General features: G+C 58.5%; 11 protein-coding genes and 1 pseudogene. 2 read left to right on the top strand and 10 right to left on the bottom strand.

Annotation, left to right across the window (positions count from 1 at the left end; all coding sequences use genetic code 11):
- The first annotated feature begins 174 nt into the window (after positions 1 to 174).
- Complete coding sequence (gene istA, locus ACPQ6D_RS02200) at positions 175 to 1,728, top strand: IS21 family transposase (protein WP_423222638.1); 1,554 nt, start codon at positions 175 to 177, stop codon at positions 1,726 to 1,728.
- On the top strand, positions 1,719 to 2,474 hold the full coding sequence (istB, locus tag ACPQ6D_RS02195; protein WP_423222637.1) for an IS21-like element helper ATPase IstB: 756 nt from the start codon (positions 1,719 to 1,721) through the stop codon (positions 2,472 to 2,474). Before istA ends, istB begins: the two co-directional genes overlap by 10 nt.
- Before the next feature lie 740 nt (positions 2,475 to 3,214).
- Here the strand turns inward: istB and ACPQ6D_RS02190 are convergent.
- The 10 genes and pseudogenes from ACPQ6D_RS02190 to ACPQ6D_RS02145 form a co-directional block, all read right to left on the bottom strand.
- On the bottom strand, positions 3,215 to 3,739 hold the full coding sequence (locus ACPQ6D_RS02190) for a DUF4352 domain-containing protein (protein WP_423222636.1): 525 nt from the start codon (positions 3,737 to 3,739) through the stop codon (positions 3,215 to 3,217).
- A gap of 275 nt (positions 3,740 to 4,014) precedes the next feature.
- The gene (locus ACPQ6D_RS02185) at positions 4,015 to 5,058 is read right to left on the bottom strand and encodes an RHS repeat-associated core domain-containing protein (protein WP_423222635.1); all 1,044 of its coding nucleotides are present in this window, start codon (positions 5,056 to 5,058) and stop codon (positions 4,015 to 4,017) included.
- A gap of 96 nt (positions 5,059 to 5,154) precedes the next feature.
- Positions 5,155 to 5,646, bottom strand: coding sequence for a hypothetical protein (locus ACPQ6D_RS02180; RefSeq protein WP_423222634.1), 492 nt, complete (start codon positions 5,644 to 5,646; stop codon positions 5,155 to 5,157).
- Positions 5,643 to 6,719, bottom strand: a complete 1,077-nt coding sequence (locus tag ACPQ6D_RS02175; RefSeq protein WP_423222633.1) for an RHS repeat-associated core domain-containing protein — start codon at positions 6,717 to 6,719, stop codon at positions 5,643 to 5,645. Before ACPQ6D_RS02175 ends, ACPQ6D_RS02180 begins: the two co-directional genes overlap by 4 nt.
- A gap of 48 nt (positions 6,720 to 6,767) precedes the next feature.
- Entirely contained in the window at positions 6,768 to 7,091 is a 324-nt protein-coding gene (locus ACPQ6D_RS02170; RefSeq protein WP_423222632.1) for a hypothetical protein, read from the bottom strand.
- A 6-nt stretch (positions 7,092 to 7,097) separates the two neighbouring features.
- Complete coding sequence (locus tag ACPQ6D_RS02165; RefSeq protein ID WP_423222768.1) at positions 7,098 to 7,808, bottom strand: hypothetical protein; 711 nt, start codon at positions 7,806 to 7,808, stop codon at positions 7,098 to 7,100.
- 9 nt (positions 7,809 to 7,817) lie between these two features.
- Positions 7,818 to 7,922, bottom strand: a pseudogene (locus tag ACPQ6D_RS02160) (RHS repeat-associated core domain-containing protein); the annotation flags it as partial.
- 12 nt (positions 7,923 to 7,934) lie between these two features.
- On the bottom strand, positions 7,935 to 8,360 hold the full coding sequence (locus tag ACPQ6D_RS02155) for an RHS repeat-associated core domain-containing protein (protein WP_423222631.1): 426 nt from the start codon (positions 8,358 to 8,360) through the stop codon (positions 7,935 to 7,937).
- Positions 8,361 to 8,630: 270 nt separating this feature from the next.
- Positions 8,631 to 9,344: a hypothetical protein gene (locus ACPQ6D_RS02150; protein WP_423222630.1), complete on the bottom strand. Its 714-nt coding sequence runs from the start codon at positions 9,342 to 9,344 to the stop codon at positions 8,631 to 8,633.
- A 235-nt stretch (positions 9,345 to 9,579) separates the two neighbouring features.
- On the bottom strand, positions 9,580 to 15,408 hold the full coding sequence (locus tag ACPQ6D_RS02145; protein WP_423222629.1) for an RHS repeat domain-containing protein: 5,829 nt from the start codon (positions 15,406 to 15,408) through the stop codon (positions 9,580 to 9,582).
- Between the last annotated feature and the right edge of the window lie 26 nt (positions 15,409 to 15,434).

The following is a 15,434-nucleotide window of genomic DNA, read 5'->3' as shown; positions in this document are numbered from 1 at the left end:
CGCAAGGATACGGAGCTATGCGTTCGCGAGCATATGGAGCCACCGATTCGCGGCCAATGACGCCGGTCGTTCGCGTGATGCGGCGCCACTAAGGCGAATCGAGAACTTGGTTTCTCCTTCTGAGACGGTGATAATTCCTTCTGTTTGCAAGCAGCTATTGCGGAACAGAAAGGAATGACGATGAGTGGAAGGAGAACGAACGTGTTAGATGTACGCGAAATCTTGCGTCGGCTGCGCGCTGGCGAAAGCGATCGTGCCACGGCCAAGGCGCTATCAGTTGGCCGGCATACGGTCAAGAAATATCGCGAATGGGCCGATAAGGCGGGATTGTTGGCGGGAGATCTTCCCCCGACAGACGAGATACACGCTCTTTTACAATCAACCATGCCAGACACCGGAACCTCTACAGTGGCTTCGACCATTGTTCCCTTTCAGGAAGTCATTCGGGAATGGCGAACACGGGGTTTGGAAATCCAAGTGATCTTCCAACGGCTGCAGGAACAGCACCAGTATCGTGGCACCTATTCGAGCGTCTGGCGCTTCGTGCGCCGTATGGAACCGGCGACGCCCGACGTGACGATCCGCATCGAAACGAAGCCAGGCGAAGAGGCCCAGGTCGACTTTGGCTATGCTGGGTTGATCCGCGACCCGCAAAGCGGGGAGATGCGCAAGGCCTGGGTGTTCGTCATGACGCTTTCTTGGAGCCGACACCAGTACGCCGAACTGGTCTTCGACCAGACCGTCGAGACCTGGCTGAAGCTGCACATCAATGCGTTTACCTACTTTGACGGCACGCCCCGCCGAGTCGTGTTGGACAATCTCAAGGCCGGGATTGTGCGAGCTTCTTTGGAAGATCCCGTCGTGCAGCGCAGCTACCGAGACCTTGCCGAACACTATGAGTTCCTGATTGCACCCAATCGGCCCCGGACGCCCCAGCATAAGGGCAAAGTGGAGAGCGGCGTTCACTACGTGAAGCGCAACTTCCTCGCCGGTCAAACCTTCACCGATCTGACCGAGGCCAATGTCAAGGCGCTGGCCTGGGTCGAGAAGATAGCCAGTCAACGGATTCATGGCACGACGAAAGCCAAACCGACGGACCGTTTCGAGGGGATCGAGAAGATGGCGTTGCAACCTCTACCTGCCACCCGCTACGATCTGGCGGTTTGGAAGCAAGTCCTGGTGCACCGCGACTGCTACGTCGTATTCGAAAAAGCCTACTATTCGGCGCCGTTTCGCTTGGTCGGCCAACAGGTCTGGGTGCGTGGCGGTCTGCAGTCCGTGCAGATCTTCAGCGAATACACCCTCGTGGCCACGCATCAACCGGCCAAGGCGCCAGGCGAACGGCTCACGAACCCGGACCATCTGCCGACTCACAAGGCCGCCGGTCTGCTCAACACCCGTGAAGCCTGCCAAAAACGCGCCGACGAGATCGGCATCCACACCGCCGATGTGGTCGCACGGCTGCTGGCCGAGCGTCCGCTTGACCGCTTGCGCATGGTGTGGCGCATCTTGCGCCTGGCCGAGGAGTTCGGCGCACCCCGGCTGGAACGAGCCTGTATGCGGGCGCTGCACTTCGAGGATTGCACGACTCGCACCATCCGCCAGATCCTGGAAAAGCGCCTGGACTTGGCTGCACTCCCCCCATTGGTTGTTGAACTGACGCCGCGGCGCTTCGGTCGCTCGGCCCACGAGCTCTTGCCCGGCCTGGGAGACATGTCATGGAACTAACGCACCAACTCAATACCCATCTCAAGCGGTTACGGTTGTCAGGCATCCTTGACACGCTGGAACTGCGCAACCAGCAGGCCATCCAGGACAAGCTCTCCTACGTCGAATTCCTGAACCGGCTCATTCAGGACGAAGTGGAGCGGCGGACCCAGAAGCAGCTCCAGTTGCGACTGCGCCGCGCCGCATTCCATAGCGACAGGACGCTGGAGGCCTTTGACTTTGGCTTCAACCCGACGATCAACCGTCAGCAGGTGCTTGACCTCGCCACCTGTGCCTACATCCAGCGACACCGCAACACCCTGATCTGTGGGCCGACCGGGGTAGGTAAAAGTCATCTGGCTCAAGCGTTGGGGCACGAAGCGTGTCGCCGCGGCCACGACGTTCTGTTCGTCAGCGCCCACAAGATGCTCGCTCATCTCAACGCCGGCCGCGCTGATGGAACCTACGACCGGCGTCTGCAGACCTATCTGCGGCCTGCGCTCTTGATTATCGACGATTTCGGCCTCAAGCCCATGCGTCCCCCAGCGCCGGAGGACATGTTTGACGTCATCCTCGAACGGTACGAACGGGGCTCGATCCTGATAACCAGCAATCGCGCACCGAGTGAATGGCCTGAGATCTTTCAAGACCCTTTGATCGCCTCGGCCGCCCTCGATCGCCTCGTGGACAACGCCCAGATCATGATCATCACGGGCGCCAGCTATCGCGCACGTGACCGCCACTTCCTGGCGGCGCACAAGGAGTGATACATGCTTTATTCAGCCAGGCCCAGGGCGCCGCCGGTGACACTGGTTCAGAGTGGCCCATCCAACTGGACACCTATCAGGCCAAAGATAACGAAAAGACGAGGTGGTCTGGTCGGCGACCTGACCCTCTCGCCTTCTCTGGGTGGGTAACTCCCATTTTAGGCAAGACAAGCACCATGTCAAGTCGAGCAGCTCACTTGATCGTCTGCGCCCGACACCGGGCGCACTCGTTAACAACGACTTTTAGATCACCATGAAACAACGCTCAAATTGAGCCGACACCGGCACCCGGATTGCAGTTTCGGGACTGCCCAAGTCGATCTCTAACAACTGGAGAAACCAGGTATTCTCGACGCTCTCCCTGGCTCCATATGCCCGCGAACGCGTGGCTCTCATACCCCGCGAGTTGACACCGGTCTCATTGGCCGTCACCGCCGTGCTGCCCAGGCCTGCCCTGAGCCTTCGGCGTGAGCGGCTCGACCGAGCTCGCCGAGGTCTCAGCCGAACGCTTGCCGAAGAGTGATCGCTCAGCCGCCAGCGCACCGCGCCGTTGTGAGACCTCGGAAGTCTGACGGGTTGCTCGCCCTCCGGTGGCCAACACATGACTGTCACAAGGTGACGCATCAATCACCTTACGGAACCGGCGTCACCACGCCCGTTCAGGGCGTTGCGCGCCTCGCTTGTCATCCAGTTCTGGGCATCATAGACAGGGGTGACCACCCAACTTTTGTCATCTGTCCTTACAAGCCCAGATCAATCCGCGCGCTGGCGTTGGGATCCCAGCCAACAGCCTGGTAAATCAGGATCAATCCCTTGGCTGATTCCGGCACCTCGAATGTAACCCACCCCTGTGCTCTCTCGCCCCACGGCAGATTGACTCGCGTTTCCAGAAACGGTTCCCTTCCGGCGAAAACGATGTTGTAAACGTTGCCAACATCATCCTGTAACCGCGCAAAAAGTGGATTGACGTAGACGCCTGAGCGAGCCTGGCTTTCAAGCATGAGCTCAACTTCTACGAAAACGGCACCCGACTGTGACAGACTGGCAGCACCCATCTGAGTCACACGTTCGATCTGAATCACTGTGATTGCGACATCGCCAACCCGCACAATCTCACCGATCTTGCCCTGCGGCGTGCGCGCCAGCGCAGTAACAGGGGTCGTCGTTTCGTACGAGATCTGTGGTTGTGCCGACACACAAGCAGTGAGACTTAAACCGATGAGATACAACACTCCCAGTATACCAATGACATTCTTGTGAGCCATCTATTCGTCCTTGGAAGATAGTCGCAAGGCAAATGATATGAAACCCCGAGTAATCTCCCAAAGTAATCCGCCCAGCAACGCAATATGACCGATCACATTAACGACTGGCCAGCTCAAGCTAAAGTAAACAACGGCGCAGATCGCACCTGTGGTGATCAAAATCCGTCCAACCAGAAGAGGTCGCGCGTCCTTTGTTCGCCAATGGCGATGAATGGTGAAACAGCCTACCGTAGCAACTGCGAGATACCCGAGTAGAGAAAGTGCTTCCATTGGCCTCACCTCCGCGGCGCGGGATAAGCCACCCCGTTCGGGTTCGGCCATTGGTAATATGCTGGGATTGCTTGGGGCGGACTACACACCGCGGCACGAGGCGGCCAATCGGTTATCATTGAATACGACACGTCGTCAGCGATATTGACCGTTACAGCATCAATCAGCGTGACAATCCCCCATCCGCTGCCAACGCCGGTGACAAATGAACCGGCCGCGGCAGTCGGCCCCCATTGACTTAGTATCTGCCCGGCCGCCATGAGTAGCCACGGTTCGCCACTCCCGAAGGTCCAGACAAACTGACTTGACCATTGTGCTTGGATCTTCTGCCATGCCCGAAAAATCGGGCTACCGTTGGAGTAGTCGTAGAGTGGTTGATAGTAGACTGTTTCTGGATTCTGCAATATGAGTCCCAAGGTGCCCGCTTGCGATCCATAATGTAGCCACTCACCATCCTTGACCAAGTTCATGTGATTATCGAATAGGGCGTATACTCCCTTTCCTTGATATTCGTGCAATTCTCCGTGATCGAGCGTGAACGAGCCAACTCTATGATTGAAAGTGACATTGCCACCTTGATCGGTGTGCAATAAATAGCCGTCCTGAGCCATATGCAGTACCCAGATCCAGTATGGATCTGTCAGCCAGGCTTTCCAGTAGGACTCCCAGTTCTGGTGGTACATATCTTTCAGGTACTGTTGGATTTCGTCGTCTGAATAATGTCCGCTTGGATCAGCATATCGGACTGCGTTATTCAGGGCATAGCTATACCGATTCAAGCTCTGCGGATTGCCCGGCTGCGGCACGATCGTGTCCGCACTGGCGAACCGCCCCAGCGCCGGGTCGTAGTATCTCGCATTGTAAAAATACAACCCGCCGCCCACACTGTCCAGCACCTGCCCGGTGAACCTCCGCTGCGTCGGCGTCGCGCCAAAGCTGTAGCGGCTCTCGCCCCAGGGCTTGTAGCGCAGCTCGGCGATGCGTGCACCGACCTCGTTGGCGGTCACCGCCGTGCTGCCCAGGTGATCGGTCGCCAGCCAGCGCGCCACCGCTGTTGACCCGCAGCGCAATCCGCTGACCGCTAGCCTGGTAGTACTTCGTAATCGTCGTGCTACTGCCGCTGACGGCTGTAAGTGCAACGATCTCTAATCATCGCCTATCGTGCCGGTCATACGCCAGACAATATCATTATCCAGATAGAAGATCACCACAGGGAACACTCGATCACCGTTAAGATCGTAGCTGCAGACATAATAGGTCAGTTCCAAACTTGGCACATAAGTGGGTAACTCACATCCATATTCATAGCGCCCTAACTTGGCCTTGACATCGTCACGCGTGGACACTCCGCGTTCGAACGTCGAAAGAATGATAGGGAAGAAATCAGGAGCATACACTGGCCCATCTTGCGTACATAGACGGTTATCCCTCAGTTCGAAGGCCGTGCAGATGTCCTGGATGGTGTCGGAATCAAGGGGCGTGGTGTATTTCGACAAATCTGGTTTCCGCAGCCTGGCGATAGAAATTGGTAGGGTGCATCCGCATGAGGCAAACAGCAACAGAGCAAGGCCAACAATGAATAGATGCTTGCTCGCCATTCTTGCCACAGTTCCACCAGAAGCCGTTCGCTTGTTCATGGTGAACCTCGTAGCTTTCCGTAGTTCGATTCCAACCATTGGAGCTTACCGTGGCTGCCAGAACCGTGTGAACCGAGGTCTCGTCTGAGCGTATCACCCAACTCCGCCGGAGATGTAATCAGGCCATAGGTGATCTTGTATCCGATAGCTACCCCGGCTTCTGAAAGAACCCAGTCTTGCCAGCTAGTTCCCCATCCGTGATCCCAGTTGAGCTTACTTTGCACTTCCTCATGTATGAGATTGCCCCACTGAGACATAGTGAAGTTCAGTTCGAAGGCAATGGCATCTCCGGGTGTCGTTGTCTGAGCGATGTACCCCCATACATGATACGGTTGGTTGTGACCATCGCGAAAGTCCAGATGGAAGCCGGTATCGTGAAAGTAGGCAGTATTATTTGGACAATCATGCGGTTCCCGCCCAACGCCGGCACAGCCACCGCCGCCCAATCCGAGCATGGTTGAGAAACCTGGCGCTATCAGGCCAAAGGTTCCGTAAGCGGGTGATCCCGTGAATATCTTTCCCACTTCAGGCATGAAACGGTCCCAAGTTCGGTAGACGCCAGCCGCCACGTCAGAAATCATGGACATTGCTTCGAGATCGTCAAGTCCTCCCAGGTCAGCGACGATACTGTGCGCGACATTACGAACACCAGATGCGCCAAGGCTGATCATGTAGCGATGTTTGGTGGGATGCCATGTGACTGCACAATCCGCGTCCACACAATGTGCGTGTCCTGTTGGGTCAACATAAGCGGTCGGTTGATTCCCGACATAGCTGTACCGATTCAGACTCTGCGGATTCACCGGCTGCGGCACGATCGTATCCGCACCAGCGAATCGCCCGATGACCGGGTCGTAGTATCTGGCGTTGTAAAAATACAGCCCACCAGCCACACTGTCCAGCACCTGCCCGGTGAAGCGGCGCAGCGTCGGCGTCGCGCCGAAGGTGTAGCGGCTCTCCCCCCACGGCTTGTAGCGCAGCTCGGCAATGCGCACCCCCCGCTGATCGCTCAGCCGCCAGCGCACCGCGCCGTTGACCCACAACGCCACCCGCTGACGGCCAGCCTGTTGCATACTGAATCTGACCTTTGAACTGTCTCAGCCTTCACTGGCACATTCCGGTTAGCGTTCTTCCTCTTGGTTATCTATCTCAAGGTGGCGCCTCTCGACCTCCAGGCGGCCGTTTACACGTTTTCTCAGAATAGCCAACGGCCCTATCAAGATCAAAATCGAGTAAAAAATCCACGGGTCATTGAAATGGATGCCACCATAGAAGATGATTCCCCATAGGATGGCCAGCCCCCCGCAGATACCAATGAAACGCGCCAGATGAAAAGACACATCTACTACCAAGCTAAGATAAAGTAGCTGTGTGTAGTGCTCGACTTTTGGCGGCCTTGGCGCTGATTCTGTTACCTCAGCCGCGGGATATGTCTCTTGCTTCATTTTTGATTACCTCCGCAGATCGGTGGACTCATCGTCAGGCGAAATCAAAGGATAACATAGGTTGTTCTGATTCAGATACGGGTCCGACGAACCGATGAATGTCCGCTTATCAAGGTAGTCCACTTGTAAAACGTATCCTACCGAAATGGCATTGTTGACAAACCCAATAGCCGAAATTGGTGTACACCAAGGACAAATCGCACCAAGACCCGCCTTTTTTGCCATCATAGGAAGTAGTGAAATGATAGCCCAAGGCATGCCTGAACCAGAAAGCACCTTGAAGTCAGGTGCGCCTCCCTTCCAATGATACGCTACTTTTCGGTAGTACCCGGAGAAGTGTACTCCCTTGGCATCATAGCGATACAATGGCTGCTCCCAGGTCTGGTACCGTGTCGGGTCAGTATCAACCGGATGAGCAGTAATATGAGATTGCACGGTTTGCTTGTCAACCGTGCCATTGGCATTCGTCAGACGATACGGCCCATAGCCCTGGTACTCGTAGAGAGCGTGTTGGCCGGAAAAGCCAAAGGTGTTGCCGACATGAACAAATGTCCCAGATGTGAGAGAGGTGGTCGGTGCGAAAAGCACATCGTCGTAATCGGCCAACTCCAGCATCTGCCAGAACACCTGGTCAGAGTGCCAGGCGTCCCAGTATGATTGCCATTGGTCGCCATACTGAGCGCGCAAGTATGCCTCGATCTCGTCTTCGCTGAACATCCCCGTAGGGTCTGTGAACCTGAGAGCGTTATTGTCCGCATAGCTGTACCGATTCAAGCTCTGCGGATTGCCCGGCTGCGGCACGATCGTGTCCGCACTGGCGAACCGCCCCAACGATGGGTCGTATTAGCGAGCGTTGTGAAAATACAACCCACCCGCCACACTATCCAGCACCTGCCCGGTGAAGCGCCGCTGCGTCGGCGTCGCGCCGAAGCTGTAGCGGCTCTCTCCCCACGGCTTGTAGTGCAGCTCCGCAATGCGTGCGCCGGTCTCATTGGCCGTCACGGCCGTGCTGCCCAGGTGATCGGTCGCCAGCCAGCGCACCACCCCATTGACTCGCAGCGCAATCCGCTGACCGCCGGCCTGGTAGTACTTCGTGATCGTCGTGCTTGTGCCGTTGGTCGTCTGCTCGTAGATGGCCCCCACGTACACCGTTGTGCTGCTGCCAATCACCGCTTTGACCCGGTTGCCATCGCCATCGTACGTGTAGCTGGCCGTGACGCCCCCGCCGCTGATGCCGGTCAGCCGGTTCTCGGCGTCGTAGGTCAGCACGAGTTTGCCCAATCCTTTCCTAATGTTGCCTGCATTGACGTTGACTAGGCCAAAAAACAAAGGTCGAGACTGACACTGACCACCGGCTTGTTCAATAGCCGCACGATACGCCTCTCTATTGAATCGAGGACCGATGATGATAGTACTCGCGTGAACCGTGGCCTAGCATTTCATGGCCTGAGTAGATCAGAAGGTATACGCGATCGCGGGCTGGATCATTGGGCATAGAGGCAATCCTACACAGCAACATCCATCGTTAGCCAGGCCAATCTAATGTTTCACGACAATGTGCTTACCGTGCTCTCTCTCCCAGCGCAGGCAGGCAACCACCGGGGCAAACCAACCGCCGGTTACCACAGCGCCCCCGACTGCCGTAGCCAAAGCCATCAGGGCGATCAAGAGGGCAATCCCCGATGAAGGAAGTCCACTCACCAACAGCATCGACAAACCAGCAACCAAAGGATTCCATCGCCGCAGCACAGACGATAGCCGGTTTAATTCGTCTTGCTGTTTCTGTACAGGGGATGCTAAACGATAGGGATCAACAACGCCGGTTTTTTCGTTCATCGTTCCAACTGGGCCAAAGGGCATATGCTGTAGATCGACTCGTTGCCTGAGGTTTAGATAGCCCCCGATCGCCAGCCCGGCTAACATGACCACAATCAGCAATCCGACCATCACCCTAACTTGAAACGACTGGTGAAGCGTGAGTGCTGCCCAAAGCAGGCCCCCATAGGTAAGTGCCATAAGTCCGACGATAAACACCTGGTACATCCTCATGTATACCACTCGTTTTGATGTTATGTGTAGAGCAACACCAACCAGGCAAATTAAGAGGATGGCCAACCACAGCCAGATAGGGGGGATAATCGCTAAGATTGTGAATAGACCAAACCCAAGGCAGGTGGGTAAGAGTCCGAAAAGTGACCAAAAAAAGAATGAGTAGTGTGTATGCGAGAGGTTCATCGAGGATTTCCAGAACATACATATGCCTCCTGGCTATTGGTGCATCTGGATCCGCTAGCAGCCTGTCGGAAAGTCCCTGTCGGTGGGACAAGAAGCCACATTCTGGCTCTCGATGAATGTCCTGACGGGTCGAATTTGGCACAAGCGACGGGCACAGGCCCTGTGCTGCGGAGTGTCAATCATTCTCCGACAAGCTGCTACACGGGTTTATTGTACGAAACGCCCACAGACACGCTAGTGGACAGCTGTTGAATCAGTTTCCGAACCAACTCCGCACAGTTGGTCTGATAGCGGGTGCGATCTGAATGTCCCAGTATAGGCTCATACCTACCGTACCTACGAGATACCCGACCACGCCCCCAATGACAGGTCCCGCGGGTAGAGCAGCAGAGCCAATCGATGCTCCTGTGAAACTCAAAGCAGGCCCGGTTCCCAATGTTAAAGCCCACCCACCGGAATCAACAACTACGTCCGTCAGCAACTCAGAACTTGTCAGATTCTCGCCCTGCTTCAGATGTTGTACAACATTCGGCCCAACAGAGGCGGCGTATCCTAATGTCGTCATGAGTCCGGGCGGCGCATAGTTGAGCGATCTACCGCCAGCACGGATGACAGTTCCCGAATACTTTTCTACTAACGCCGGAATGTCCGAGTATAGGGCTTGACCAATGCCCCAGAGCGTGGCGGGCTTGTTGACCCTTTCCATAGGCGGTACATACGGATGTGGTGTCGAGGTTGGCGTCCAGGGGCCCCCTGGCCCCACCCATGCTCCCGCATATGGGGTTGCCGTCGGAGCAACCCATTGCGGGACCGGAGTTCCAGGTATCGTCATTCCGGGCGCAGGAGTGGGAGTTGGCAAACACACGACGCTGATACAAGGCCCGCTGTAAGCCGGCGGCGCCGATGGCAGCACGGGATCAGGCCCATTACAGTTGTTGGCTCCCTCACATTCGTAGTGGCCCGAGGGATCCACAAAACGTAAAGGATTATTGGCCGAATAGGAGTACCTATTCAGACTCTGCGGATTCCCCGGCTGCGGCACGATCGTATCCGCGCTGATGAACCGCCCCAGCGCCGGGTCGTAGTATCTCGCGTTGTAGAAGTACAGACCGATGCTCGCATCCTCGCGTTGACCCGTGAACCGGTACGTCGTTGGTGTCGCACCGAAGGGCGTGCCGCGTGACTCGCCCCAGGGTTTGTACCACAGTTCCGCGGTGCGCACGCCGCTGACGCCGTCCGCGGTGACTGCGGTGCTGCCCAGGTGATCGCTCAGCAGCCAGGAGAACGTCCCCGCCGCACGCAGCGCAATGCGCCGGTCGCCGAAGGTGTAGTATTTCGTGTGCGTCGTCGTGCTGCCGACCACCTTCTTCTCGTACAAGCTGCCGACGTAGGTGATCGTCTCGCCGTTCAGCACGCTCTTGATGCGATTGCCGTCGGCGTCATAGGCGAAGCTGGCCGTTGCCGCGCCGCTGATGCTGACGAGCCGATTCTCGGCATCGTAGGTCAGGGTGTACGCGCTGCCGCCGACCGTGCGCCGCCGCATGTTGCCATTCTGGTCATAACAGTAACTGCTGCTGCCCGCGGTCACCGCCGCATGCGGCTTGCTCAGCGCACCCTCTGGGCAACTGCTCGCCTGCACACCGTAGCTGTACGTGCCCAACCCGGTTTTGGTGGTCAGGTTGCCGTTGGGATCGAAGCCATAGGTCTCAGTTGGGTAGGCGCCATTGGCACCACCGCTCGCCACGGCGTTGACCAACCGGTTCAGCCGGTCATACGTGAAGTCCTGTAGCTGTGGGCCGCCAGCCTTCCAGTCCTTAATCCAATCCACGTTGCCGACCGCATCGTAGGCATACGTCAGGTCCTGCAAACTGCTGAGGTTCCCCGGTATCCCAGCCGTCAGCTGCTGCAAGCGCCCTTGCCCGGTGATGGTCGTCCAGGGGTAGTAGCTGAACCCCACCTGCACCACCGGATCGCTGTTGCTGCTTTGCTTGCCTAACTTCAGCTGTGTCAACCGCCCGGCCACATCATACACTGCATTGCCGCTTTGCACATAATCCACACTACTGTACAGGCGCCCCGGCAACCCCTGCGCCGTATAGGCCAGGTTCACCGTTTCCGCGCTCTGCGCGGGGTAGCTCAGGCTCAAGGGCCGATCGGCGGAATCATACGTGAAGCCCAGGGCATACGCCGCCCCGTCAATCGTGTGGGTTTCCGCCGTCACCCGGCCGCGGATGTCGTACGTCCAGGCGATGCGATTGTCGAGCGCACCGCCTGCCGTGTACACATCGGCCTGCGTGCGTCGCCCTTTGCCGTTCGCACCGCCGTCGTACAGGTATTCCACGCTCAACGCGTTTGCTCCGTAGGTTGTCGGCTTTGCCCCGGGGCAGTTCGCATCGCTGCGATAGTGCTTGCCCGCCAGGCGGTTGTGCCCATCGTAGTAGAAGCAAATCTGCTGCCCGCGGCCATCAGCCTGCCGCTTCAGGTTGCCGGCCGCATCGTAGGCGTAATTCCACACCCCCATGTCGGGGTCGCTCATGCTCGTCTTGCGCCCCAGCAGGTCATACCCGATGGCGGTTATCGCCCCATCCGCACCGGTCATCTGCGCCAGCCGGTCCGCCACATCGTAGCTGTAGCTGGCCTGCCCGTAGACCGTCGCTCCCCAGTTCGGTGTAGCCCCCGCCGCCAGCGTCAGATCGTACTGCTTGACGCTGACCAGCCGGCCCCAAGCATCGTATTCCGAAATTGTCTGATGGTTCACCGCATCAATCACGGCCGTCTGCCGGTTCTGGTAGTAGGTGCGCACCGTCGCGCCATCAGGCTGCGTCACCTGCCGGATACGCCCCAGGCGGTCGTAGGCTGACAAGGTGGCTGCCAGGCCATTCCAATTCACCGCCTGATACGCCACGCCGCTGACCGTCCCCGTGTACGGGGCCGACACGGCTGCTTGATTGCCCAGCTCATCGTAACGCTGACTCACCAGACTCCACTGGCTGCCATCGTACTCCTTCTGCGTCTGCCGCGCACGCCCCAGCCCGTCGTAAAACGTGCGCTCTTCCAGGTAGGTCGCACTCGCGCTGGCGTCGCCATTGCCGTCATCGCGCAGCAAATGTCGCTGCACGTACAATCCCTGGTCGGTCGTGTAGACAATCTGCTCCGTGGCCGGATTGCTGAACCCCGCACCGGGCTTGCGCACCTCTGTCAGCCGGCCAAATGTATCGTAGGTGTAGCGCGTGACCGCCAGGTTGGCATCGGTTTCGCTTTGCACCTGCCCCACCAACCCGTTGCCCCCCGCTGCCGCATTGATGCCGTAACGTGTGTAAGTCGTCGTCAGCGTCGCGCCGCCCAACTGGCTGTCCGGCTGTATGCTCACGCTCATCGCATAGGCATGAAACGTGCTATCGAAGACGGTTGTCACGGTGCGACCGTTGGCGGCGGTTTCTTTCGTGCGGTTGCCCCACGCATCGTAGTCGTAGGCTGCCGATCGCACCCAGTTGGTATTACATGCCGTTCCCCCTTGCCCCGCCTCCCACACCTCCTTCAATTGTCCATTGGTCGGCGCCTGGTTATACGCCGCATAGCCGCTGTTGTTGTCGTAGACGTAACGGCTCTGACCCCGACATATCCCGGCCTCGCTTCCCTCCCACAGCTTCTCCTCCGCTACCTGGTTGACGATGTAAGCCGTGGCGTCGTTGCGTGGGAAATAGACCCGCTCGTTGGTGCGATACGGTGTCGTGGGCGCCGCTTCGCTGTACAGCCTGCTCAGTCGCAGGTTGCCATACGCAGGATCATAGACATACACGGTCTTGGTGTAACGTGTCGGCGGGTCCGTGCCGTTGGGGTCCACGACGTATTCGGTCTTGTCTTGCAGATAAACGAAGGTCATCCCACCCGGTGTGCCCACGTTGGTCTCGTTCCAGGTCTGCAGTGTACGCGCCAGCAAGTTGTTCGTGACGCCCGAGCCTGCCCGGGTTTCTGCCTTGTACAACTTACCCTTCCAACGCCGCAGGTTGGTCGTGGTGTGGAACCACTGCCGTATACGCGTGTCCGGCTGGCCGCTGCCGATCAAGGCGCCGCTCCCTACCAGCGTCATTTCCGCTTCGGCAAAGCCCCCCGCCTCGCTGTCCCAGGTCGTCGTGTACCAGTATTGCGTCACGATGTCAGGATCGCTCCCGCCTCCGCGCCGCCGCTCCTGCTGCACTACCATTCCGCCGTTCGAGCTGATATAGGCAATCTCCACGCGCCCATGGTAGCCGTTATCTACCGCCGCCATGAATCCATCCGTCGTGCCGCTGCCATAGGTGTAGGTCGTTGGCGGCAAGGTGCTGTTGTCTGCGCCATAGCGCGTGATCGTGCTCAGATAGAGCCGGCTCTGCGACGGCGCGGCCGGGTTCGTGAACGCGGTCATGCCCAGCCCCACCTTGTGCAGCAGCGTATTGTTGGCGCGCACTTCGACCTGTTGCAGGTATTTCCGTGTCCAGAAGACCTGGTACCCGGTCTCGTCGAAGTGCTCAGCCCGATCCTCTCGGTTCAGGTAGGCAAGCTGCACCTTGAAGATGCCGCCTGGCCCATAGCTGATCTCCTTCACCCGCGCCGCGCGCACCTGGATGCGCGCATCGCTGGTGTAATCATTGGGACACACTGGCACATTGACTGCCAGCAGCGTGCCTTCGTAGTCATAGCTGAAAGTCACACGATTGGCTGTGGCCGGCGTCGTATCGCGCACTTCGGTCAACATCCACTTCGTGAAACGGTGCACCACGCGCTGTTCCGTCGAGGGCGTCCAATCCCCGCCGCTGCAGTCGCGCACGTACAGCATCGGCTCGAAGTGATACGTGACGCCCCCCTCGGTCGTCACCTCCCACACCTGGTTGTCCCGGTTGTACTGCCCGGGCGTTTGGGGCAAGTCAATCGTCTTGAAGGGGTTGGCTGGCGTACTGGGGTCGAAATACTCCATGACGGGATAGTCCGGGTTGGAAGCGGTTGGCCGGCGGATCTTGAGGAAGGGGTCCTGCACGCTATAGAAATAGCCGCCGTGTTCCTCCAATTCGTGGGTGACGCCGTCGAGGGTCAGGCTGTACTTGCCTGTGCTCAGGTCGCGCAGGACGTAGCTCAGTCCGCCCAGATCCCAGCCCCAGCCGGCCAACTGATGATGTCCGCCGCCGGCCAGGCTGCGGCTGCTGTAGTCCAGGCTCAGCCCAGGCGCAAGCCCACCCGGCCCCGGCGGCGCCTCGATCGGGTAGCTGACGGTCCAGGCGCCGTTGTACAACTGCGACTGCATCCCCTTGATTCCCGGCGCGGGTTCCGGGATAATGCTGTTGCCTGCCGCAAACAGCGTGAAGTGCGTCAGCATGGTAGTCAGTTCTCTCTGCTCCTGATCCACGCTTGTTGGCAAGACGACCCAGCGCCCGTCGGCCGTGTCCTGGTAGAACAGCGCAGCCCCCGGCGGCCAGGGCGTCCCTTCATCGCCTGCCGTCGGGTCGCGATAGTTCAGCGTCAGCGGCGTGAGAAATTGTGTGATCTCAACACCAGATAGTTCTGTGGCAATCAGTTCAAACTGGAAACTGAGATTCGACGGCTGATCGGGGACCGCAGCATGTGATACATAGCGTACCAGGGTCGGCGCGCTGACCGCACCTGCCGGAATAGCGAGCACCACCCGCCCATCACCGCTCTGCAAGCGGCTCTCCTGGTCTGGCATGGCCCATACCTCATCCACACCGACAGGGGGCGGCGTGGCGGTGGGCGTCGGCGTCCACGTGGGTGTGACGCTCGGCGGCGCCTCCGTCGGCGTGCAGTCCGACCCCAGGCAAGGCGGTGCGACCCCGGTTGCCGTCGCTGTGGGCGGCGCATCGGTCGCCGTGGCGGTGGGCGTCGGCGTGCAGTCCAACCCCAGGCAGGGCGCCTCGGCCGTGGCTGTCGGCGTGGCCGTGGGCGGCGTCGGTTTGAATGACTCCATGACAGGAGACTCACCAGCCGGCCTAGCTGGCGAAGGAACAAAAGGGGCAGGCTGCACGCGCAGCGGCGGCAGCGCCAGGCTGAGCACAACCAACAGATGGAAAATGGCAAACACGGGGCGGGTCATGATGACAGACTCCTTTCACGCAGCAA

Source organism: Candidatus Amarolinea aalborgensis, assembly GCF_900491745.1.
Classification (GTDB): Bacteria; Chloroflexota; Anaerolineae; order SSC4; family Amarolineaceae; genus Amarolinea; species Amarolinea aalborgensis.
This window is presented reverse-complemented; position numbering and strand designations above follow the sequence as displayed.

Excerpts from the sequence above, each read along its gene's own strand:
- ACPQ6D_RS02170 (WP_423222632.1), bottom strand. The coding sequence starts at position 7,091 with ATGAAGCAAGAGACATATCCCGCGGCTGAGGTAACAGAATCAGCGCCA.
- ACPQ6D_RS02145 (WP_423222629.1), bottom strand. The coding sequence starts at position 15,408 with ATGACCCGCCCCGTGTTTGCCATTTTCCATCTGTTGGTTGTGCTCAGC.
- ACPQ6D_RS02190 (WP_423222636.1), bottom strand. The coding sequence starts at position 3,739 with ATGGCTCACAAGAATGTCATTGGTATACTGGGAGTGTTGTATCTCATC.
- istB (WP_423222637.1), top strand. The coding sequence starts at position 1,719 with ATGGAACTAACGCACCAACTCAATACCCATCTCAAGCGGTTACGGTTG.
- ACPQ6D_RS02165 (WP_423222768.1), bottom strand. The coding sequence starts at position 7,808 with ATGTTCAGCGAAGACGAGATCGAGGCATACTTGCGCGCTCAGTATGGC.
- ACPQ6D_RS02150 (WP_423222630.1), bottom strand. The coding sequence starts at position 9,344 with ATGTTCTGGAAATCCTCGATGAACCTCTCGCATACACACTACTCATTC.
- ACPQ6D_RS02180 (WP_423222634.1), bottom strand. The coding sequence starts at position 5,646 with ATGAACAAGCGAACGGCTTCTGGTGGAACTGTGGCAAGAATGGCGAGC.
- ACPQ6D_RS02175 (WP_423222633.1), bottom strand. The coding sequence starts at position 6,719 with ATGCAACAGGCTGGCCGTCAGCGGGTGGCGTTGTGGGTCAACGGCGCG.
- istA (WP_423222638.1), top strand. The coding sequence starts at position 175 with ATGACGATGAGTGGAAGGAGAACGAACGTGTTAGATGTACGCGAAATC.